Genomic DNA, 21184 nt, shown 5'->3' on the forward strand with positions numbered 1-21184 from the left:
CATTGTCTGTATCCCATAGATATTAAAAATCCTGATCTGTGACAGATCAGGATTTTTAATTTTCGGGCGGCAACTTATTCGCAATTAACTGCTTATTATTGCGTTATAGAACCAAACCACCCCTATTATGCGCCTAATTTTAACTATTGTCTGTGTAGCCTTATTGGTATCTGCCTGCGAAAAAGAACGTCATGAAGAAATCCGCAAGTTTGTATCTTTTCAGATGGACAGCGTCTTCTTCATAGGCGAAAACCCCAAAGCTGTTATTACAAAGGCCAATCTGACCGATACCGATCCAAACAATGATATCGATAAACTGACAATTACTGCCAGTGGCGAACAGGCTGAAAAACTCAACATAACCCTGATCGGCACTAGTGAAGGCCTTGATCATGGTGTATTCCGCTCACAAGATGGTAACAGGTTTTCAGTCTATTACGATGAACCCAATATCTCACAGATTGCAGATCAGACATATGGCTCTTTCACCCTTTCTATCAGCCGCATTAAAGACAGTCTTATGGAAGCTTCATTCTATGGAACAGCCGTAGATACCAGTGGTACTTTCAATCCAAAGCCTGTCACTCATGGCTACATCCGGGCGATTGTCACAGCCGATTAAACAAAAGATAAATGTTCGTACTGCTTCTTCAGAATAGCCGCATCATCTGCACCCAACCAATTCTTTAATAATGTCGCGTACACACTTTTGAAATCTACAGTGTGCTGAAGGTCTCCTTCATTCAGATTAACCAGATCTGGTCCGTCATTCAGTAATCCCTGCTTTTTCAGTCCGCCGCCGATGAGAAACATATTATTCGCGGTACCATGATCCGTTCCTCCACTTGCATTCTGTGCTACGCGCCGGCCAAATTCAGAAAAGGTTACAATCACCACATCCTGAAAACGGTTATTATTCTTCAATTCGCGTGTCAGCGCAGTGATCGCTTCATCCAGTCTTTTCAACTGCGTCTGCTGAGACGCCAGCTGATTCACATGTGTATCAAAAGCACCATGTGATACGTAATATACTTTTGTACTGATATCTGACATGATCAGACGGGCAATCGTCTGCATGTTTTTGCCAAGTTCCGTTGCCGGAAAAAGCTCTTTGGTTTTATACGCCTTAAACTGATTTTTGATATACCCTGCAGATGACATGGTCGCACCCATTGTCTTATACAGATAATCTACCGGTGCATGATCATCATCTATCGGATGTCCGCCGCTTTCTTTTCCCAGCAGTTCTTTGAACATACGGTCATTGGCGGCTGCCTGCAATTTATCAGGGTCTTTAAATGCGAGCCCCTTCTGCCTATCACCTTTCATCGCCAGACTCAATGTATCATCTATTTCCAGAGCCTGTACAGGTTTATCACAACCCTGACACTGTGCATCCAGAAAACGACCGATCCAGCCGTCTGTCCAGTTTTCAGAGGAAGCACTTGCGGACTGCCAGATATCCATTGAACGGAAGTGTGAACGATCCGGATTAGGATATCCGACGTTATTCAGTATAGCGAGTGCCCCTTCATCATACAGGCCCTTCAGTCCCTGTAATGCCGGATGAATACCTATTTCATCCGTCAGCGATAATGCCTGTTCCCGCTGAATACCGAGGGTCGGACGTGAGCGGTAATAAATATCATTACGATAGGGGATCACAGTATTAAGACCGTCATTACCACCAGACAATTGTACCACGACCAATACTTTATTGCCGGGAGGCACCAGATTATCTTTTTCCAGCGCTTTCAGGAATTTAGGCATCATCATGGAAGCAGAGGCCAATGATCCCACCTGTAAGAAACGTCTTCTGTTTAAGATCAGCATGATTTGATTTTTAAAAGTGGATACATTAGCACAACTGATATTCCGGTGTGCTCATTACCGCGATTGCAACGGTCTTAATATAATTTTCACGGGAAGATGCATCTGCATAGTTTTCCAATACCTGCTTACTGACGTTCTTATTCGCCTGCAGCAATGATCCGGCTATTGCATCTGCCAATTTCTCACGCGGTACTTTTTCATAGTCTTTCAGTAATGCATTCCAGTTAATCACTCCTTTGATCTTCTTCGCATACTGTTTCTGTACAGACTCATTCAGCTCCATCGTCACCTTATAGCTACCCATTCCCATTTCAGGGATAATTTCTTTTGGTGTGATGTTGAACTCTTTTTCATAGAGTATCATTTTAGGCAACTGCATGCGGTACATCAGACTGGAACTATCAATCCAGTTACGTCCGCCCGGCCATCCTGCCACATTGGGAGGATAGAACAATACCTGTCCCAATACCTGTTGAAAGGACAACATCACCTCTTCTCTTTCGAAATCAACGGGAACGGTTCTACGCAATCCAACCAGTAGTTCGACCGGTGATTTAATACGGTTACCGATGAGGCGTGCGTCATAAAACCAATCCGCATTAAAGATGTGTTGCATCAATGCACCGATGTCATACCCGGAGGAATAAAACTTGTCAGCCAGTTTATTTATGTTGGCTTCATCCAGATTTTCACTGACGAAGTAACGATATATTTTTTCCGTGATATACCGGGCCGTTTCTTTCTGCTCCAACAGTATTTTCAACACATCATCACCATTGAAATTGCCGCTCTTTCCTAATACTGTTTTTTGTCCGCCGTCATGTCTTTTCTCTCTGAACACAAAACTGCCATCTCCCTCATAGGCCCATCCCGTGAAGGATCTCGCTGCTTCTTTGATATCTGTTTCGGTATAATGCCCTCTCCCCATTGTAAAAAGCTCCATGACTTCGCGGGCGAAGTTTTCATTCGGATGCGCTTTCACGTTCTGTTGGTTATTCAGGAACTGTAGCATGGCGGGCGACTTGGAAACAGCTGTCAGTAATTCGCCAAAATTGCCCAATGCATTTTCTCTGATCACCTGTAGCAACTGCTGATTGAACAGTACGTTCTGCGTACGGCAGGCAAAATGTCCATGCCAGAAAAGCGCCATTTTCTCCCGCAGGGGATGTTCGCTCTGCACCATTTCATTCATCCATTGCAGATTGAGGTCTTTGACACCCTGACGGTTCATTCTGTTTAGCGCTCTCTTTTCTTCAGGAGACATCATTTTCCCCCGATCGGGCAGATCGGAAGCGTCACGGACTTTCAAGGGTGTTTGTACGTCTTTTTCAGGGCCTGCCAGAATCTTGTTAATAACCTGACGACGTTTTTTATGGGTCCAGTCTTCAATGACGGAAGGAGAAGCGCCGAATCCGGCTCTCCATGCCAGGTGCTGCATTTGTAGTTTTTCAGGAACTGCGGGCATACAGGTAGATAGATTTTGGGTTTGACAAGAGAGAAGAGAGAAGGTTTAACAGCGGGCGGAAGATTTAACATCACCAAATTGTCAGGAAGGATGCCAGTTAAGAATTAAAAATTAAGAATTAATGGTTAAGGATTGATTAGCCGTACGTTATGTTAAAGCATCATTGTAATGAAGTGACAATTATTTCAGAGAATTAACAATTAAGGATCAGCCATTTATCAAAGCATAATGCTTAATTGTTAATTCATAATTCTTATTTTTTTACGGTCTGAATCTCCATACCGGATAACTACTTCCTTTTTCAAACACACGTTGTTCGGCAGGCAATTCCAGAAAGCCATCTGCCTGCAATAAAGCAGCAAGGTCTCCTGAACCATGATAGGGAGGTGGCAGTGCAATAAGCTGTCCACCTGCTACCGGATGTAGTCTTACCGGCATGAAATAGGTCAGCGGAGATGCAAATGTCACATCTGCTCCCAATACCGCATGTGGCATGGGAGGCGCTGTATATTGAAGGCTGGCACGAAGCCACGGTAATACGTAACGGTAGCAGCACATAAAGCCAGAGACGGGGTTACCGGGCAGGGCAAATACAACGGGGCCGTCTTCAAACTGCCCAAAGAGGAAAGGTTTTCCCGGGCGTTGCTGTACTTTATGGAAAAGCTGTTGCATACCCATCTGTTCAAGTACCAATGGCAGATAATCGTATTTTCCGGCCGATACAGCCCCTGTACAGATCCATGCATCCGCATGCTTCAATGATTCAAATAAAGCCCGTATAGCGGCCTCATTGTCCGCTACATGGTAACAAGTGGCTTCGATACCCAGTTCTTTTAATGCAGCGGCGAGCGTATAAGAGTTAGAGATCCTTACCTGATGGATGTCCGGCGTATCGGCTACAGGTACGAGTTCGTCACCGGTAGCGATAATTGCGACTTTAGGCAACCGGCTGACATTCACCAGCGTTTTTCCTACAGAAGCCAGTACCCCGATTTCGGCGGCGGTCAGCCATGTACCTGCCGGAATGACGAGTTGTCCGGCGGCAGCGTCTGTACCCTGCCGGTGAATCGCTTGTCCTTTTTCCACGGCGGCGTTGATGGTAAAACGCTTAAATCCTTCATGCTCTGTAACGGTCAGGTGTTCATACTGGATCACCGTATCTGTCAGTTCGGGTAGGATAGCGCCGGTCATTACTTCCATGCAATTAGCAGTATTTCCCAGTTGTTTACGGGGCATACCTGCCGCCTGCATATCTTCTACGCCAAAAACAGTCTGTCCTTTGGCATAGGTCTCATAATCGATGGCAATACCATCCATCATCACCCTGTCATAAGGAGGAAAATCTCTGTCAGATAAGACCGGTTCCCGCAGGATACGTCCGGCAACAGCAGTAAAGGGGAGCTGTTCCATTCCGAAATCCCGGACAGTACTCATCACAGCGGCAGATGCGGCAGTTACGTCTATCAGCATTGTTTTGGAGGTTTGATTGCTTTAGTTGTAAATTTATTCCATTATGAGCAATGATTCAAGTCAACAGGGATTTTCACATTTGAATGCCGCTGACCAACCGGTCATGGTGGATGTAAGCGGCAAGACAGATACGGTGCGTATAGCGGTGGCGGAGAGCAGAGTATTTCTGCCGGAGATCGTAAGACAACAATTTAGCGGAAAAGATATACATACAGCGAAGGGCGCTGTCTTTCAGACCGCCATACTGGCCGGTATTATGGCTGCCAAGAAAACACCGGATCTGATACCATTATGTCATACCTTATTACTTGATGGTTGTCAGGTGGATATCACATTGGAAGAAGAAGAAGCAGTGGTACGTTGTACTATCAAAACCACCGGTAAAACAGGTGTGGAGATGGAAGCGCTGACAGGCGCCAGCGTGGCCGCATTGACGATTTATGATATGTGTAAAGCATTTACGCATGAAATGGTAATCAGACAAACACGGCTGCTGAGCAAAACAGGTGGCAAACGGGATTTTTAAAAACAATGACATGGCAGCTCCATTAAAAGGACTTATTCTATGCGGTGGCCGCAGTACACGTATGCAGCAGGACAAAAGCCTGATTGCTTATCACGGTGTGCCACAATGGCAATATCTCTATGAACTGGTACAATCCATCCTTCCCGAAGTATATGTATCCTGCCGGGAAGATCAACGGGAAAATTTACGCGCAGATATCGATCTTATAACAGATAGTGTGGAAGGCGGCGGTCCCTCAGCAGGCTTACTGAGTGCAAACAAGGCTTTCCCGGAAGCTGCCTGGCTGGTACTGGCGGTAGATCTTCCACTGATAAGTGCACAAAGCGTGAACTATCTGATTGCACAGAGACAGCCAGAAAAAGATGCCACTTCACTGATCAGCCCTGTCAATCACCTGCCGGAACCCCTGATCGCTATCTGGGAACCATCCGGATTGAAAAAACTGTGGCAAAATGTAATGGATGGCAGGAATTGCCCCCGTAAGACGTTATTGAATGCAGATATTCATCAGGTAGAAAATCCGTTTTCAGCAGAGCATTTTAATGCCAATACGCCTGACGAAATGAAGGAAGCCGGCGCCCGGCTTGGACTGAAATAATTCTTCGATGATCATCGCTATATACCGTTATTACACCTGTACTAAGACGCTATCTGTCCGTTCATAAACGAAGCGATAACGGAGAAATCAGGTTGTAATACAGGTGAAATACGGGGTATACAACCCGCACAAAAAGCCGCTCTTTCTAACCGGAAAGAGCGGCTTTTGTCTTTCCAATCAGCTACATTCTGCTGCAAATGATATGCATAATTACTATGTAATCTGACATCCTGTTTTAGCGCTGCATTATTCGTACAACCCGGATCGTAAGTATTTTTTATAAGAAACTATTTGCAACAACGATGCAAAGGATATATATTTGCCTCCGTGATAAGATCAAATCTATACAGGCTCGTAGCATATCTCCTGCTCGTAACATTCAGTTACATTCAGGGAGTACAGATCCTGCATGATTATCATCATCATTATTATTCTCCTGATAAACATCTTCACTTCGGGAAAGATCCGGCCTGTAAGATCTGTGATCATTTGCTGGTGAAAAAACACCAGTCACTGACTGCAGATATCTTTACACTACGCGATATCAATGTAAAGCCCGAAATCATCCGGGAAGTAGCCTGTACAAGACCTACAGCGATCTTCCTTCCCAATGATCTCAATAAAGATCCTCCATCAATAGCATAAATACAATCCCTCCATCAGCAGTTTTGAGCATTCTCAAAACATTTTAAATCATACATACATGTCGATTTCAAAACAGCTACCGCTGTTTTGCCTGCTGACCTATGCCGTACCCGTACTGGCACAGGTTGGGAGAGGCGATACTATTCGCCTGCGCGACGTCGAAGTAAGTGCGAAAACGCCTGCAAAAACAGGTACAAGCACTACTATGTCGCTAAGCAATGAACAGTTGGAGCAGACACGCGGCGCGAGTCTCGCCGGTGCATTATCCGTATTACCGGGTCTCAGCATATTAAAAACAGGGCATTCTATTGAAAAGCCCGTGATTAATGGTATGCACAGTAACAGAGTACTGATACTGAACAACGGCGTACGGCAGGAAGGACAACAATGGGGCACTGAACATGCGCCGGAAGTAGACGCCTATATAGCCAAAGAATTGGTAGTGATCAAAGGGGCAGAAGGTGTGCGTTATGGCGCAGACGCACTCGGGGGTGTTATACTCATCAAGCCGGCTCCCTTATCAGACCAGGGTAAACTAAAAGGTGAAATATATCTGAATGGTGCTACCAATGGTCGTTCGGGCAATGCAGCGGCTATGCTGCAAGGCAGTGTACGTGGTATTGGATGGCGGGCACAGGGTTCGTTCAAAAAAGCCGGAAATATAAAAACAGCCGATTACTATCTGGGTAATACCGGTGTGAACGAAAGCAATTTTTCAGCTGCGCTTAAATACAGTTCATTCGATTTATACTATAGTCATTTCAGCACGGAACTGGGTATTCTGCATAGTGCACACATCGGTACCGTAGATGATATCGCCGCAAGGATTGCACATGGCCGTCCATTCGAAACATATGATTTTACATATGACATTGCTCCCCCTCGCCAGCAAGTCACACATGATCTTGCTAAACTGACATGGAAGACAGATCAACTGGAAATACAATATGCATATCAACGGAATCACCGGCAGGAATTTGATCTGCGGCGTGCTGCCGGCAATGATGCACGGGCAATGATGGACCTTGTACTCAGCACACAGACAATTGATGCAGCCTATCATATCCGTCACAGCAATTATCTGAAAGGTACATGGGGAGTAAATGGTATGCTGCAGGTGAATAACAATACACCCGGTACCGGTACTACACCATTGATACCCAATTTTGACAGCTACACTTTTGGTGCATATGCAGTAGAAAGATTCGTCAAAGAACACTATGAACTGGAAGCTGGTATCAGGTATGATTTCAAATATTTTGATGCAGCCGGCTACCGTTATGATTATACAAAGTTTAATGACAATGGTGGTTTTGATCTGAACCTTTTCACAGACACGCGACAGTTTCATAATGTGTCCGGCTCCATAGGCGCCGTTGTACATATTAACAACAAACTGGAACTGCGCAGTAACATAGGATTGGCATGGAGAGCGCCGGGGGCCAACGAACTGTATAGCGACGGTCTGCACCATGGCGCCGCTATCTATGAGATAGGCAATCCGGCTATGAAAAGTGAGCAGGGATATAAATGGGTCAATTCGCTTTCATATAGCAGCAACAAATTACAACTGCATCTCGATGTATATGCACACTACATCAGGGATTATATCTATGCACAACCTACTCCGGATACGGTAAGAAGAACCGTGCGTGGTACTTTTCCCATCTTCATTTATCAACAGACAAATGCTGCTTTTGCCGGTATCGACTTTGGAGGCAGTTATCGCTTCCTTGCACCCTTTACATATACGGTGAATGCTTCTATCATAAGAAGCCGGGAATATCTGCCCTATATACCTGCTGACCGGTTTGATCATAGTATACAATGGGATTACCGGCAATGCTATATCAGGTTTGAACACAGGTATGTTGCGCGACAACAAAGATATAAAGCCAATACTGACTACACTGCGCCACCATCTGCCTATCATCTCTTCGCTGCCGTAGCAGCTGTGAAGTATCGATCAGCATCCATCAGTCTTTCTGTGGACAATCTTACTAACAGACTTTACAAAGATTACATGGACCGCTTCAGGTACTATGCACATGAGATGGGTAGAAACTTCACACTCAGGATTCATTACACATTTTAAACAATACACAATTATGAACAAGTTACGCAACTATCTGCTGTTGGGAGTGATCACATGTGGTGTGCTCACATTTTCTTCCTGTTCCAAAGAAGATCCGGTACCCGAAAAGGATCAGGAGGAGGTAGGTAAAACCGCTTTGTTGTTACAGGAAGTAGAATGGCACGGAGATTTCAGAACAGGCCATCCACATACGATAGATGGTGCAGCTGTTGACACCATTGCATTTGATGAACAAGGTAATGCACCGGTAGGATTCCACCTGCATCTGCATACAGGTCATTCTTATAAACTGACACTTATTGCACGCGATTATGCAGGACGTGAAATACAACAGACATTCCTCGACAGAGCAGACATACATCAGGCAATTATTCTGGGAGCACCTGCCGGTGTACTTGACTATACCTATGGTGATGATCAGGTGGGCGTTAGCGGTTATCTGCATATTGTAAAAAGTGCGTCCACCTTTACGTTGCAATACCTGATGCGTCATCTGAACCCCGGTGTAAAAGCAGGCGTAACAGCAGATGACTGGAACAATACCAACTATCAGTCTAAACTGGCCGGCGCTACGGATCTCGATTTAAAATTTGAATTACACCCTGTTGAATAAAAAACCAATAAAATAGAAACCATGAAAAAGTATTGCTATGCATTTGCCGCTGTGGCCTTATTCCTGACAGCATGTAGTAAAGATGATGAGAAAATCACACCCGATGATCCGAATGTGATTGCATCTTCAAGACTTGATTTTATTGAAGTGAACGGAAGCGCACACGGCGATCACTTTCATGATCTTGCAGAAAAAGCTGGTGAAAAAGATAGTATCACTATACTGTTTAATGCGCAGGGAGAAGCACAAAACGGACATATTCACCTTGATCCGCATAAGATTTACAGAATGCAGTTTCGTTTATTTAACAAAGCAGGACAAGCATTACAGCAAAACTTCCTGAGCAGCAAAGCGACAGCTGATTCTTTTAAAGTATTCTTAAGTGGCGGGAACTTCATCCTGAACCCAACTACCGGCGATGCAGAAAACGGAGCGATCTTCCAACCAAGAGAACAGGTATATGGAGATGGTACTACCGTAGGTGGTAAATATGAAACGACTGGTATACTGGCTTACTTTACACTGGGTGAAGCGAACAGTGGTGCAGAAGCAGATATCTCTTATGTATTACGTAAGTTCAATGATCCGGCTACTAAAGCAAAAATAGAACGTACAGACTGGAACTATCCGGATTATGCTACCCGTTATGCAGGTACAGATATTGTAAAACTGACTTTCGAAGTACACGCGGAAGAACACGAATAGTGATCAATTACTTCTTTAAAAAGAAAGCGTGTCCCGGCTATAGCTGAGACACGCTTTCTTATATCTGATCAGGGATGTGCAGCGACCCACACTTCTCCATCTTCAAAATATTCTTTCTTCCAGATAGGCACCGTATCTTTTAATGTATCGATCGCATATTCACAGGCATCAAAAGCAGCTGCGCGATGTGGTGCAGCTACGGCGATCACCACGACTACTTCTCCCGGTTGTTTCTCACCAACAATATGTAACATAGCGATCTTTTTGAGCGCAAATTTCTCTACAGCATTATCCGCAATTTTCTCCATTTCCAGTAAGGCCATCGGTTCATAACATTCGAAGAAAAGTTTGTTTACTTTTCTTCCTTTTGTATTGTTGCGTACATTCCCGGAGAAGACAACAACGCCTCCGCAGTCAGGTGTTTCAACGAAGTCCAGCGCTTGTTGTACGGTCACATTGCTATCAATTCTGATTAACTTGTTCATCTGATTATTGCTTAGAGAATTTGAATATTTTGAAGTAAAACAATTTTTATAGAACAGAGAAAATGATCTAATATTGAAGCCTGAAATTGTTGTTTGTAATGCCAATACATCCTGTTGTACACACGCTTATCTTGATCGCTTGTATCGCGAGTTTTCTGTATCCTGTTATTCCAATGATCAGGTACTATGCGGCGTTTAGAAAAACTCAGCGAGAGTTTCTGGCCAAAATGGAAGAAGAAATCAGAAAGCTTAAAGCTGATCCTAAAAACTACGGATCCTATCGCTCCGATCGAAGCAATACAACAACCGGAACTGACAGCCATAAACGCTAAGATTCAAAACGTAGAGCAGACGATTGAAAAACTAAATAAGTTAAGAAGCAACTAATATCATCCACCACTTACCGGAGGAATCACTGCAATTTCATCACCAGCCTGCAAAGTATCCTCATCATTTGCATATACTTTATTCACAGCAATCATCAGAGAACGTAACTGTTCCAGGGAAGGGTATTTTGTATACAACCATGCTCTGAGTGCTGCTACTGTAGTGATTCCTTCTGCCGTAATAACAGGCGCACCTGCTATATCTTTCGCTATGCCGAATAATAAAATGCGCATATCCCTATCATGAAATTTAGATAAAGCTACGATATTGTAGTAATTTAAGGGGTGATATATCAAATAACAGTCAAATGAAAATCAGAATCAGAGGCAATAGCATCCGTTATCGTCTGGACAAAAAAGACATCGAAATACTAAAAAACGATGGTAAAGTAGAAGAAAGCACCACCATCGGCGCAGGTCAGCTTCATTTCTGCCTCAAAGCAAAGGAAGGCGCCACCAGCCCTTTTATCAAATTGGAAGGCCCGGCCGTACACCTGTCTTTTCCGAAAGAACAGATAAGGGAATGGACTGATACCGATCAGGTAGGATTCTCCGCAGCAATTCCCAATGCAGATGGTTCCAGCCTTCAGATACTTGTTGAAAAGGACTTTAAATGCCTCACCGAACGTAATGAAGATGACAGCAATGCTTTTGACAATCCATTAGAAAGCTGCTGATCAATCATTTACACATATCTTCAAGGTCAGGAATATCGATTTTTATCACCATTAAAAAGATAGCCACAACACTATTTCTTTTGATAGCGACACCACGCCTGAAAGCCTTTTTCCAGCACGGTTGTACAAATCACGGATGCGCTATAATGCTTTGCAGATAAGCTTTATGAGTCATTAGCAATGGTAAACATGTTGTCAATACGGGCAAATAAGTGCCTGTGGCACACTATAAAATATGACATCTCCCTGACATAAATCCGCCATGGAAGCGGATTTTTCCGTCTTGGGTAAATATTTTTCCCGATTCGATCATCCTGCCGAACCTTACTGATCGTTCTTTGTAAAAAATTCGTCAGTTAATGTTCGGCTACTTTAGAAAGCTACCTCTCAGCATCCTATTTCTGTTCCTGTGTCTGTCCATCAACGCACAAACCAAAATCACCGTACAGGGGACAGTAAAGGACATCAACAATGTTCCATTACAAAAAGTGAGCGTACTGCTCAACCACACGCACACCGCTTTCACCGATGAAAACGGTCATTACATTTTTACAGAGGTGCCCACACGTACCGAAAATACCATCCGTTTCACACACACCGGTTTTGAAACACTACAGCAAAAAGTAAAAGGTGATCAGCTGGATGTTGTGCTCCTGCCATCTACTGCACAGCTACAAACAGTAGAGATCACCGGAAGAACAGAAACCGGTTATAAAAACACCGCTTCCTTCATCGGCACTAAAACAGCCACCCCGCTGAAAGATGTTCCACAGTCCATCTCTTACGTGACCAAAGAACTCATGCAGGATCAGGCAGCTGTAAGAATGGGAGATATTGTAAAGAACTTTAGTGGTGTAAACCAGTTCACTTTCTACGATGATATCACCATCCGTGGTTTCCGTATTAACGGTGGTAGCACCACACAACTGCTAAATGGCCTGCGTACCTTCACTGGTTTCTGGAAACAACCAATGGTCAACTATCTGGAAAGGGTAGAGGTGATCAAAGGTCCTGCTTCTGCGCTGTTTGGTAATGCCTCTCCGGGTGGTACCATCAACCGTGTAACAAAGAAGCCGCTGGCTGAAGAACGTAAGTCCCTTAGCTTCACCATGGGTAGTTTTAACAATGTACGCACACTGGCTGACTTCACCGGTCCGTTAAATGATGAAAAGACCATCCTTTACCGCTTAAACATCGGTTATGAAAATACACAGTCCTTCCGTGACCTCCAGTTTGATAAAAATCTGGTAATAGCACCGTCTGTGTCATTCCTCCCGACAGAAAAGACCCGTATCAACTTTGATGCGGTATACAATAAATCCAATAGCCGGCTGGATCGTGGCCAGTCCGTGCTGTATCAGGGCGACCTGCATTCCACACCTATTTCCCGTTCATTGAGCGCTACCAACGATTATCTGAACGAGGAAACCTACACCGTGACAGCTTCCCTGAACCATCAGTTTTCCAGCCGGCTGGCATTCAACCTCGCTTATCTGCGTACAGGTTATACAGAAGATCTGCTGGAACACCGTAGTGCCAATGCTTATGCAGTTGACTCTGCCGGTAAGGCCATTCCAAACCTCGTAGCCCGTCAGTCATTTATCAGAAAGAAAAATCCTACCAGCGATAACGCTTCTGCTTATCTGACCTACAATATTGAAACCGGTAAGGTGTCGCATAAACTGGTAGCTGGTTATGACTATGCTACTTCCAAACTCCTTCCGGGAGCTTCCCAGCTGACTGCCAGCAACTACCAGCTGAAAGCAGGTGGCGCGGCTGCCTACAATCCTGCAAAAGCAGCTGATTATGTGTTCTACACCTATACAGCAGCCGATGGTACCAAAATGAGCATTCCTAAACCAAACGTTTCTTCTTTTGATATCAACAGAAATGATAATAAACTGGAAGATCCTTCCAAATACACTTATGTAGCGCAGAACTCCGCAGTATTGCCTTCTTTCAATAGTATCAGCGGTGTGTATCTGCAGGACCAGATTGGCTTTGGTAATCTGAAATTATTAGTAGGCGGTCGCTTTGAAACTTATACAGACAAACAGTTTTACAAAACTGACAGTGTGAAAAGTGTATCTCAGCATACGTTCCTTCCAAGACTGGGTATCGTGTACAGCGTAACCCGTAATATCAATGTGTATGGTATGTACACCAAAGGCTACAATCCACAGGACGTTGCCGTACAGACCAACCCACTTTCCGGTGGACCGTTTGATCCGATCAATTCCAAATTGCTCGAAGCTGGTCTGAAAACAGAATGGCTCAATGGTAACCTGACGGCAAACGCTTCAGTATACCACATCGTACAGACCAATACACTGTACAATGCCAATGAGCCGGGTAATCCGGATAAAATGATCCAGATCGGTGAAGAAACCGCAAAGGGTATTGAGCTGGACGTAACCGGACGTATTACTGAGAATTGGGACCTGACCGTAGCTTATGCGTTCAATGATGCGGTGATCAGTCACTCCGGTAAAGCAGATTCCTCCCTGATCGGTGTACAGAAACCAAATGCCCCTAAACATCAGGGGAATGTATGGACCAAATACACCATTCCTTCCGGTCCTGCTAAAGGTCTGGGCGTAGGTGCAGGTGCTAACTTCGTTACCGAAAGAAATGTGTCACTGAATACTACGCAGTCTCTTCCCGGCTATGTACTGGTGAATGCGGCGGTGTACTATAAAGTGAACAAGGTAACACTACAGGTAAATTTCAATAACGTAACAAATAAAACCTATTGGGTAGGGGGATATGACTATATTCGCCTTTTCCCGGGGGCGCCAAGAAACTGGCAGGCAACAATTTCTTATACATTCTGATCATGAAAAAAATATTTGGCTGGTTACATCTCTGGCTGGGCATCGTCTCAGGCTTAGTAGTCCTGGTAGTAGCAGGAACAGGCAGCCTGCTTGTATTCGAAGAAGAACTGGAACATGCGTTCCGGTCTTCTTTTTTTTACGTAGAAGCGCCCGCCAACACTTCCAGACAACCTTTGGATAATCTGACAGCCTATGTGCTGCGCGAAAATCCGAAATATAAAGTACTGACTATCGGCGTAGAACCCGAAGCTAACCGCAGCATTGTATACCTGCTGGTGAAAGGAAAGCCCAAGGAGATTAAGAATCAGCTGTATGTGGCGGTGAATCCGTACTCAGGACAGATCATTTCTTCTGTAGCGGGTAATAAGCGCTTCTTCTCCGTCGTATTGCAACTACACCGCTACCTGTGTATGGGCGAAACCGGCAAGATCATTACTGGCATTTCCTGTTCCATTTTTACGATACTGATCCTGACCGGTCTGATATTATGGTGGCCTAAAAGGAACAACAGGAAACAGCGTTTCCGTGTGAAATGGAATGCTTCTTTCAAACGCCTGAACTGGGACCTGCACGCCGTATTCGGCTTCTATGTGCATATCATTCTTTTTGTAATCGCGGTGACCGGACTGGTATGGAGTTATAAGTGGGCCAATAACCTTATTTATCTCGCATTTGATGGTAATACCAAACAGCAAAAGGTTGTTGCCCCTGCCAGCAAACCGGTTGAGAATACGGGTATTGCTTATCTGGACAAGATCGTAGCTACTACCAACGAAAAGCTGCCTTACGAAGGAAAGATAACCATCCGTTTTGCAGATACAGACACACTGGCTGTTTCTGCTGCGAAGGAAAACAGATCCAGACATGACAATGTGAGCGATTTCCTGTATTTCGAAGCGGGTACCGCGAAATTGCTCAAGGTGAGACTGTATGACAATGAAAGCGCAGGTACTATTGCCAGAAGATGGGTCTATCCGATCCATACCGGCAGTCTGTATGGTGTGCCGACGAAGATCATAGCGCTGATAGCTGCATTGGTAGCCTTTACTTTACCTATCTCCGGATTCCTGATCTGGATGGGTAGAAAGAAAAAGAAGCCGACAGCAAAAGCAAAGAAAAAATTACCAGTGGATAAAACCGTTAATTCCAGAGTACAGGTACAATAACGATATTCTGTAAATGTATAAAGACAAATGGCCGGTCGCTTATAGCTGACCGGCCATTTGTCTTATAAGATCAATCCGTTTAATACATATTCATTTCCACGTCTATCTCCGAAGCCCACGCATGAATTCCTCCTCCCACATTGTATACAGCAGGGAAACCGGCTGCATCCAGTTGCTGTGCGATCATCAGGCTACGCATTCCGTGGTGACATAGTAAGGCCACAGGAATCTCTTTACTCAGCTGTGCCATTACACCTCCCACCATACGCATGGGTATCCGCATGGCCTGTGGGATACTACATATTTCCCATTCATCCGGTTCTCTTACATCTATCAGTTGCAATGGTTTTTCTGTATCCAGCCAATCCCGCAGCTGATGTACAGACAAGCTTCTTACGCCGCCTGTATCACAGGGCTGATCATATGTCTCCTGTAATGCTTTGATATCATGATTACCAGCAACAGGCCTGATCTGGAATGTATCGTGCATGTTATACAGGGTGTCTATTGTCAACAGCTGATTGCTCAGTACTTCACCGATACCGGTAATGATCTTTACGGTTTCATTCGCCTGATAAGAGCCGATAATACCCGGTAAGATTCCCAATACACCGATATCACTACAGTTTAGCATAGTACCGGGTTCCGGTTGCTCAGGAAATAAACAGCGGTAAGTAGCACCACCTTTGTAATTGAATACACTGACCTGTCCTTCGTATTTGTGAATAGCGCCATATACAAAAGGCTTATTCAACATCACGCAGGCATCATTTACCAGATAGCGGGTACCGAAATTATCGGTACAGTCCACGACTACGTCGTAAGGCTGAATAATATCCAGTGCATTATCAGGCATGATCCAGGTATCATACATGGAGAACTGTACTTCCGGGTTCAGCTTTTGTAAACGCTGCACAGCGGTACGCAGTTTTGGTTGCCCGACTTCTTCCGTATTGTAAAGTACCTGTCTTTGCAGGTTGGTAAGTGAGATATCATCGTGTTCCACGATTCCTATGCGGCCTACGCCCATGGCGGTCAGGTATTGTAATACCGGTACGCCTAATCCGCCTGCACCTATAATCAGTACTGCGGCACTGCTGAGCAGTTGTTGTTTTGCTGGTCCGAAGCCTTCCAGTTTCAGGTGTCTGTCATATCGTTGCATCATCCGTTCTTTATCCTTTTTGACATAAATATTGAATCTCCGTATGTACCGTCTGACTGTTTAAATGCTTGTGGCAGACGGCCATATTCCATAAAACCAAAGTTACGATACAACTGAATAGCTCTCTCATTATTTGCAAACACGTTAAAGTGTATGATTTCCAGCTCTTCATGTTGTTCTGCCCATCTTAATGCGGCTGTCATCAGTCGTCTGCCGATACCCATATTCCAGCATTCATGCAGCACAGCGATCCCGAGTTGCCCAAGGTGCTTTTCCTTTTTGAAACCGGATTGTTTGATAGAGATACTACCGACCAGCCGACCTTCTGTTTCAGCCAATAGCATCAGGTGCTGAGGGCGATTGCAGAAGGAGCGGAGAAATGCTTCTTCATCTGCGACGGTGAGGCTTGCCGATTCCTGTGGCGTCATTAACAGAAATCCTGTCTCTGTGGTCAACTGTTGGTACAATGCCAGCAAGGCTGGAGCGTCTTCCAGTGTGGCCGGGCGAACCAACAAAACCTGACCATTAGGGAGAAAATGCTGCATATTACAAATGTAAGCAACAAAAAAAGCGCCGCACACCGGCGACGCTTTTATATTATTTTAAATATTACTTGCTTATAGTGCGATCTTATCGGCGCCGAAATAAGGCTGTAATACTTTCGGAATGTTGATACCTTCTGGTGTCTGATTGTTTTCAAGGATACAAGCCAGTATACGTGGTAATGCCAGGGAACTGCCATTCAGCGTATGTACCAGCTGTGGTTTACCACCGCCATCTTTGAAACGGATCTTCGCACGGTTTGCCTGAAAAGACTCGAAGTTAGATACGGAGCTCACTTCCAGCCATTTCTGCTGTGCGGTGCTGTATACTTCAAAGTCATAGGTCAGGGCAGAAGCAAAGCCCATATCACCACCACAAAGACGCAGTATACGATATGGCAGTTCCAGTGATTTCACCAGTTCTTCCACGTGTGCCACCATTTCATCCAGAATCTCATAAGATTTATCCGGATGTACAACCTGTACTACCTCTACTTTGTCAAACTGGTGCAAACGGTTCAGACCACGTACGTCTTTACCATAAGAACCTGCTTCACGGCGGAAACACGGCGTATAACCAGTCAGTCTTACCGGCAGATCCGTGTCTTTCAGTATCTCATCTCTGAAGATGTTTGTCAATGGTACTTCTGCGGTCGGGATGAGGTATAACTCATCTTCTCCTACAAAGTACATCTGTCCTTCTTTATCAGGCAGCTGGCCTGTACCATATCCGGAATCACTGTTTACGAGGTGAGGTACCTGGAATTCAGTGTATCCTTTATCGGTATTAAAGTTCAGGAAATACTGGATCATAGCGCGTTGTAAACGTGCTCCACGGTTTTTATAAACCGGGAAGCCGGCGCCGGCGATCTTATTACCCAGTTCGAAGTCGATCAGGTCATATTTCTTTGCCAGATCCCAGTGAGGTACAGCGCCCTCAAATAACTGAGGGATATCTCCACCTGTGCGGACTTCCACATTCTCTTCAGGCGTTTTGCCCGGAGGTACCAGTGGAGAAGGCAGGTTTGGCAATTTTACCAATGTATCGTGTAAAAGCTTTTCTGTAGCCGCGAGTTCTTCGTTAATAGGCTGCAGTCTTGCTTTCAGTGATGCTACTTCCGATTTACGAGATTCCGCTTCATCTTTCTGACCCTGTGCCATCATTTTACCGATTTCCTTGGAAGTCGAGTTTACTTTGGCCTGTGTTTCATCATACTCAAGGGTTAATTTCTTGCGCTTGTCGTCCAGCTCAAGTATCTGGTCTACCAGTTCCAGCTCTCTGAAATTCTTCAGAGTCAGCCTTTGCAGTACCTGATCCTTATTTTGACGAATGAACGGAACTTGTAACATTTTACGATTTATTAAATTTCAGCAAATATAGGAGTCAATTAGGAATTAAGAATTAGGAATCAGGAATTCGAGCACAATATAGTGGCTCTTCCTGCGTACGCCTTCCGGCAGATATACCCGCACTATAATAAGGAGACAGCTCCCTATCCTACAGATATACCTGATAAGCCTTCAGGCTTACTAATGCCTTATTGATAATTCCTGATTATGAAAGGTATTTTCCAACGATCGGCACTCTTCGGCCTACACCGAATGCCTTGGATGAAACGCGTATAATAGGGCAGAATTGGTTCCTTTTATACTCATTGGTATTCACCATTTTGAGTGTGCGCGTCACTAATGCGGCATCAAAACCCTGCGCAATGATCTCTTTTGGTCCCTGACGGCGCTCAATATACTGGTAGAGAATACTGTCCAGTACTGTATAATCAGGCAGGCTATCGCTATCCTTCTGATTAGGGCGTAATTCCGCAGAAGGTGCTTTATCGATGATATTCACCGGAATAATCTCTTTTTCCCGGTTGATATACCTTGCGAGCGCGTAGACCTGCATCTTATATACATCCCCCAATACTGCCAGACCGCCGGCCATATCACCATATAAGGTGCCGTAACCGGTTGACAATTCGCTCTTATTGGAAGTATTCAGCAGGATATACCCAAACTTGTTGGATAAGCCCATCAGCAGGTTCCCACGGATACGTGATTGCGTATTTTCTTCCGCCACATTAAAAGGTCTGCCCTCAAAAAATGGGTGCAGGGTCTGCAGGAAGGTTTCATAAATATCATTGATGCGGATGATGTCGTAAGGGTTATCCAGATTTCCGGACAGGGCTACGGCGTCATCTACAGAATGTTCGGTAGAATAAGGGGAAGGCATGAGAATGGCTCTTACATTCTCTTTACCCAGCGCTTCTACTGCCAGGGCCAGTGTAACAGCACTGTCTATACCTCCGGAAGAACCCAGAATGGCTTTGGTAAAGCCCATCTTCTGGAAATAATCCTTAATACCCATGATGATCGCATGATAGATGCGGTCGATGTTATATTCGGGCAACAGCTCGTTTACCGGGATATAAGCCGGCTCCTGTGCTGGTTGTTCTGATTGTAAGAGTACTTCCAGATCATAGCCGTCAATAGCTTCTTCGAAGTAAGGCAGTTCTTTTACGATATTACCCTGTTTGTCGAAGATCACAGATCCCCCATCAAAAACGATCTCTGTCTGTGAACCTACAGCATTACAGTAATACATCGGAATACCGTATTTCTTCACGTTTTCACGGATGATCTTTTTACGGTCCTGTGCATGATTGTAATCGAACGGGGAAGCGGACAGGTTGATCATTACATCCGGCTGCTGTTCTATGAGCTGATCCATCGGACAGATCCTGTACAATGGATTATCTCCCAGATTCCAGATGTCTTCACAGATGGTCACTGCCAGTTTCTTCCCTTTAAAAGGCACCACATTCCAGGCATAACCCGGTTCAAAGTAGCGGTATTCGTCAAATACGTCGTAAGTAGGCAACAGGGTCTTATGGATCACCTGTTTTACCTCTCCTTCATGCAGGAACCATGCGGCGTTAAAGAGGTCTTTACCTTCCGGCTGTGTGTTGCGGCAGGGAGCACCTACCAACACTGCTATATTAGACGTATGGGCTTTGATCTTGTCAATAGCCGCGTATGATTGTTGTATAAAGTCGTCAAATTCAAGGAAATCTCTGGGCGGGTAGCCGCATACACACAACTCAGTGAACACTACCAGATCTGCACCCTGTGCTTCAGCTGCTTTTATTCCTTCCAGTATCTTCTGCGTATTCAGTTCGAAATTGCCGATATGATAGTTCTGTTGCGCAAGTATAATTTTCATCTACATCGTCTTTTTAAAAGAATAGTCCCAGGTTTATTGCAAAGCTATTCATATTTACTTTACCATCACTCCATTTTCCATTGCGGGTAGCATCGATGAATCCGTTACGATAGGTGAGTCCTACGAGTCCGCTCAGCCTGTCACCCAGTGGATATTCCACTCCCGCGCCTACCTGCAGACCGATATTAATTGGCGTGATATCACGCAGTACATTCACTTTATCCTGATTGACGCTGAGACTTACTACATCTGCACGCCCTTTGACAGGGAATCCGAAGTAAGTACCGAATTGCCCCCAGATCCCCATACCATTATCAGTATCTGTTTTCAGTTTGATAGCCAAAGGAATCTCTACGTAGGTCACTTTTAGCTTATATTCAGCAGGGATCTGTTTATAGTCGTCCAGCCCTTTATCTGCCACGTACTTCAATGTACTACCTGTGGTGGAGATCTGTAATCCGGAAGCGATGGCATAACGGCCGGATTCATCCAGCAGGAAATCGGCCATCAGACCGAAGCTAACTCCAAACCGGGAGGCATTCCGTTCTACACCGGATTCTTGCGGTTGTAACCAGAAAAAGGTGGGATCCAGCTTAAATCCGAGGCGTACCCGGTTGTCACTCATAAAGTTATTCTGGGCCTTAGCCACCATCACCGTCGAAAACAAGCATGCCATCAAAAATATCTTCCTCATATAATTTTATCTTTTTTTTAATACAAGCTATATAATATTTTTACCTGTCCGTAAGTTAGATACCAAGT

At 44.8% G+C, this 21184-nt stretch carries 21 protein-coding genes; 11 read left to right on the plus strand and 10 right to left on the minus strand.

What is annotated here, in order from left to right; translation table 11 throughout:
• Positions 1-127: 127 nt before the first annotated feature.
• Positions 128-622 (plus strand): hypothetical protein, encoded by a 495-nt coding sequence (locus FEF09_RS18525; RefSeq protein WP_146306492.1) that lies wholly within the window; start codon positions 128-130, stop codon positions 620-622.
• On the opposite strand, the gene FEF09_RS18530 is transcribed toward FEF09_RS18525, so the two are convergent.
• The 3 genes from FEF09_RS18530 to FEF09_RS18540 all read right to left on the minus strand — a co-directional run bounded on the left by FEF09_RS18530 (position 619) and on the right by FEF09_RS18540 (position 4768).
• Positions 619-1833, minus strand: coding sequence for a DUF1501 domain-containing protein (locus FEF09_RS18530; protein WP_146306493.1), 1215 nt, complete (start codon positions 1831-1833; stop codon positions 619-621). The two genes, FEF09_RS18525 and FEF09_RS18530, sit on opposite strands and share 4 nt — an antisense overlap.
• Before the next feature lie 25 nt (positions 1834-1858).
• Complete coding sequence (locus FEF09_RS18535; RefSeq protein WP_261387593.1) at positions 1859-3298, minus strand: DUF1800 family protein; 1440 nt, start codon at positions 3296-3298, stop codon at positions 1859-1861.
• Between the two features lie 261 nt (positions 3299-3559).
• Positions 3560-4768, minus strand: a complete 1209-nt coding sequence (locus FEF09_RS18540) for a molybdopterin molybdotransferase MoeA (RefSeq protein WP_146306494.1) — start codon at positions 4766-4768, stop codon at positions 3560-3562.
• Positions 4769-4811: 43 nt separating this feature from the next.
• Here FEF09_RS18540 and moaC point away from each other — a divergent pair, with 43 nt between their 5' ends.
• The 6 genes from moaC (at position 4812) to FEF09_RS18570 (ending at position 9950) form a co-directional block, all read left to right on the plus strand.
• Complete coding sequence (moaC, locus tag FEF09_RS18545) at positions 4812-5294, plus strand: cyclic pyranopterin monophosphate synthase MoaC (protein ID WP_146306495.1); 483 nt, start codon at positions 4812-4814, stop codon at positions 5292-5294.
• Between the two features lie 10 nt (positions 5295-5304).
• Positions 5305-5892 (plus strand): NTP transferase domain-containing protein, encoded by a 588-nt coding sequence (locus FEF09_RS18550; protein WP_146306496.1) that lies wholly within the window; start codon positions 5305-5307, stop codon positions 5890-5892.
• Positions 5893-6219: 327 nt separating this feature from the next.
• A complete protein-coding gene (locus FEF09_RS18555) occupies positions 6220-6537 on the plus strand; it encodes a hypothetical protein (protein WP_146306497.1) in 318 nt (105 codons plus the stop codon).
• A gap of 58 nt (positions 6538-6595) precedes the next feature.
• The gene (locus tag FEF09_RS18560) at positions 6596-8632 is read left to right on the plus strand and encodes a TonB-dependent receptor (protein ID WP_146306498.1); all 2037 of its coding nucleotides are present in this window, start codon (positions 6596-6598) and stop codon (positions 8630-8632) included.
• Between the two features lie 13 nt (positions 8633-8645).
• Complete coding sequence (locus FEF09_RS18565; RefSeq protein ID WP_146306499.1) at positions 8646-9245, plus strand: hypothetical protein; 600 nt, start codon at positions 8646-8648, stop codon at positions 9243-9245.
• Positions 9246-9266: 21 nt separating this feature from the next.
• Positions 9267-9950, plus strand: coding sequence for a hypothetical protein (locus FEF09_RS18570; RefSeq protein ID WP_146306500.1), 684 nt, complete (start codon positions 9267-9269; stop codon positions 9948-9950).
• A gap of 68 nt (positions 9951-10018) precedes the next feature.
• On the opposite strand, the gene FEF09_RS18575 is transcribed toward FEF09_RS18570, so the two are convergent.
• Positions 10019-10435 (minus strand): molybdopterin synthase catalytic subunit, encoded by a 417-nt coding sequence (locus FEF09_RS18575; RefSeq protein ID WP_146306501.1) that lies wholly within the window; start codon positions 10433-10435, stop codon positions 10019-10021.
• Positions 10436-10621: 186 nt separating this feature from the next.
• Here FEF09_RS18575 and FEF09_RS18580 point away from each other — a divergent pair, with 186 nt between their 5' ends.
• Positions 10622-10822, plus strand: a complete 201-nt coding sequence (locus FEF09_RS18580) for a hypothetical protein (protein WP_146306502.1) — start codon at positions 10622-10624, stop codon at positions 10820-10822.
• A gap of 2 nt (positions 10823-10824) precedes the next feature.
• Here FEF09_RS18580 and moaD read toward each other — a convergent pair whose 3' ends face one another.
• On the minus strand, positions 10825-11055 hold the full coding sequence (gene moaD, locus FEF09_RS18585; RefSeq protein WP_146306503.1) for a molybdopterin converting factor subunit 1: 231 nt from the start codon (positions 11053-11055) through the stop codon (positions 10825-10827).
• 74 nt (positions 11056-11129) lie between these two features.
• Here moaD and FEF09_RS18590 point away from each other — a divergent pair, with 74 nt between their 5' ends.
• From FEF09_RS18590 to FEF09_RS18600, 3 genes are all read left to right on the plus strand, one after another.
• Entirely contained in the window at positions 11130-11498 is a 369-nt protein-coding gene (locus FEF09_RS18590) for a DUF7009 family protein (protein ID WP_146306504.1), read from the plus strand.
• Positions 11499-11857: 359 nt separating this feature from the next.
• Positions 11858-14332: a TonB-dependent siderophore receptor gene (locus FEF09_RS18595; protein WP_146306505.1), complete on the plus strand. Its 2475-nt coding sequence runs from the start codon at positions 11858-11860 to the stop codon at positions 14330-14332.
• A 2-nt stretch (positions 14333-14334) separates the two neighbouring features.
• Positions 14335-15498: a PepSY-associated TM helix domain-containing protein gene (locus FEF09_RS18600; RefSeq protein WP_146306506.1), complete on the plus strand. Its 1164-nt coding sequence runs from the start codon at positions 14335-14337 to the stop codon at positions 15496-15498.
• A 79-nt stretch (positions 15499-15577) separates the two neighbouring features.
• Here the strand turns inward: FEF09_RS18600 and FEF09_RS18605 are convergent, their stop codons facing one another.
• The 5 genes from FEF09_RS18605 to FEF09_RS18625 all read right to left on the minus strand — a co-directional run bounded on the left by FEF09_RS18605 (position 15578) and on the right by FEF09_RS18625 (position 21116).
• Positions 15578-16663, minus strand: coding sequence for a ThiF family adenylyltransferase (locus FEF09_RS18605; RefSeq protein ID WP_146306507.1), 1086 nt, complete (start codon positions 16661-16663; stop codon positions 15578-15580).
• On the minus strand, positions 16660-17205 hold the full coding sequence (locus FEF09_RS18610; RefSeq protein WP_146306508.1) for a GNAT family N-acetyltransferase: 546 nt from the start codon (positions 17203-17205) through the stop codon (positions 16660-16662). The genes FEF09_RS18605 and FEF09_RS18610 overlap by 4 nt, the downstream gene beginning before the upstream one ends.
• A gap of 72 nt (positions 17206-17277) precedes the next feature.
• Complete coding sequence (gene serS / locus FEF09_RS18615; RefSeq protein ID WP_146306509.1) at positions 17278-18552, minus strand: serine--tRNA ligase; 1275 nt, start codon at positions 18550-18552, stop codon at positions 17278-17280.
• Between the two features lie 205 nt (positions 18553-18757).
• The gene (locus tag FEF09_RS18620) at positions 18758-20422 is read right to left on the minus strand and encodes an NAD+ synthase (RefSeq protein ID WP_146306510.1); all 1665 of its coding nucleotides are present in this window, start codon (positions 20420-20422) and stop codon (positions 18758-18760) included.
• Between the two features lie 13 nt (positions 20423-20435).
• Positions 20436-21116 (minus strand): porin family protein, encoded by a 681-nt coding sequence (locus FEF09_RS18625; RefSeq protein ID WP_146306511.1) that lies wholly within the window; start codon positions 21114-21116, stop codon positions 20436-20438.
• Positions 21117-21184: the final 68 nt, after the last annotated feature.

Origin of the sequence: Chitinophaga pinensis (assembly GCF_007896845.1) — a bacterium.
Classification (GTDB): domain Bacteria; phylum Bacteroidota; class Bacteroidia; order Chitinophagales; family Chitinophagaceae; genus Chitinophaga; species Chitinophaga pinensis_C.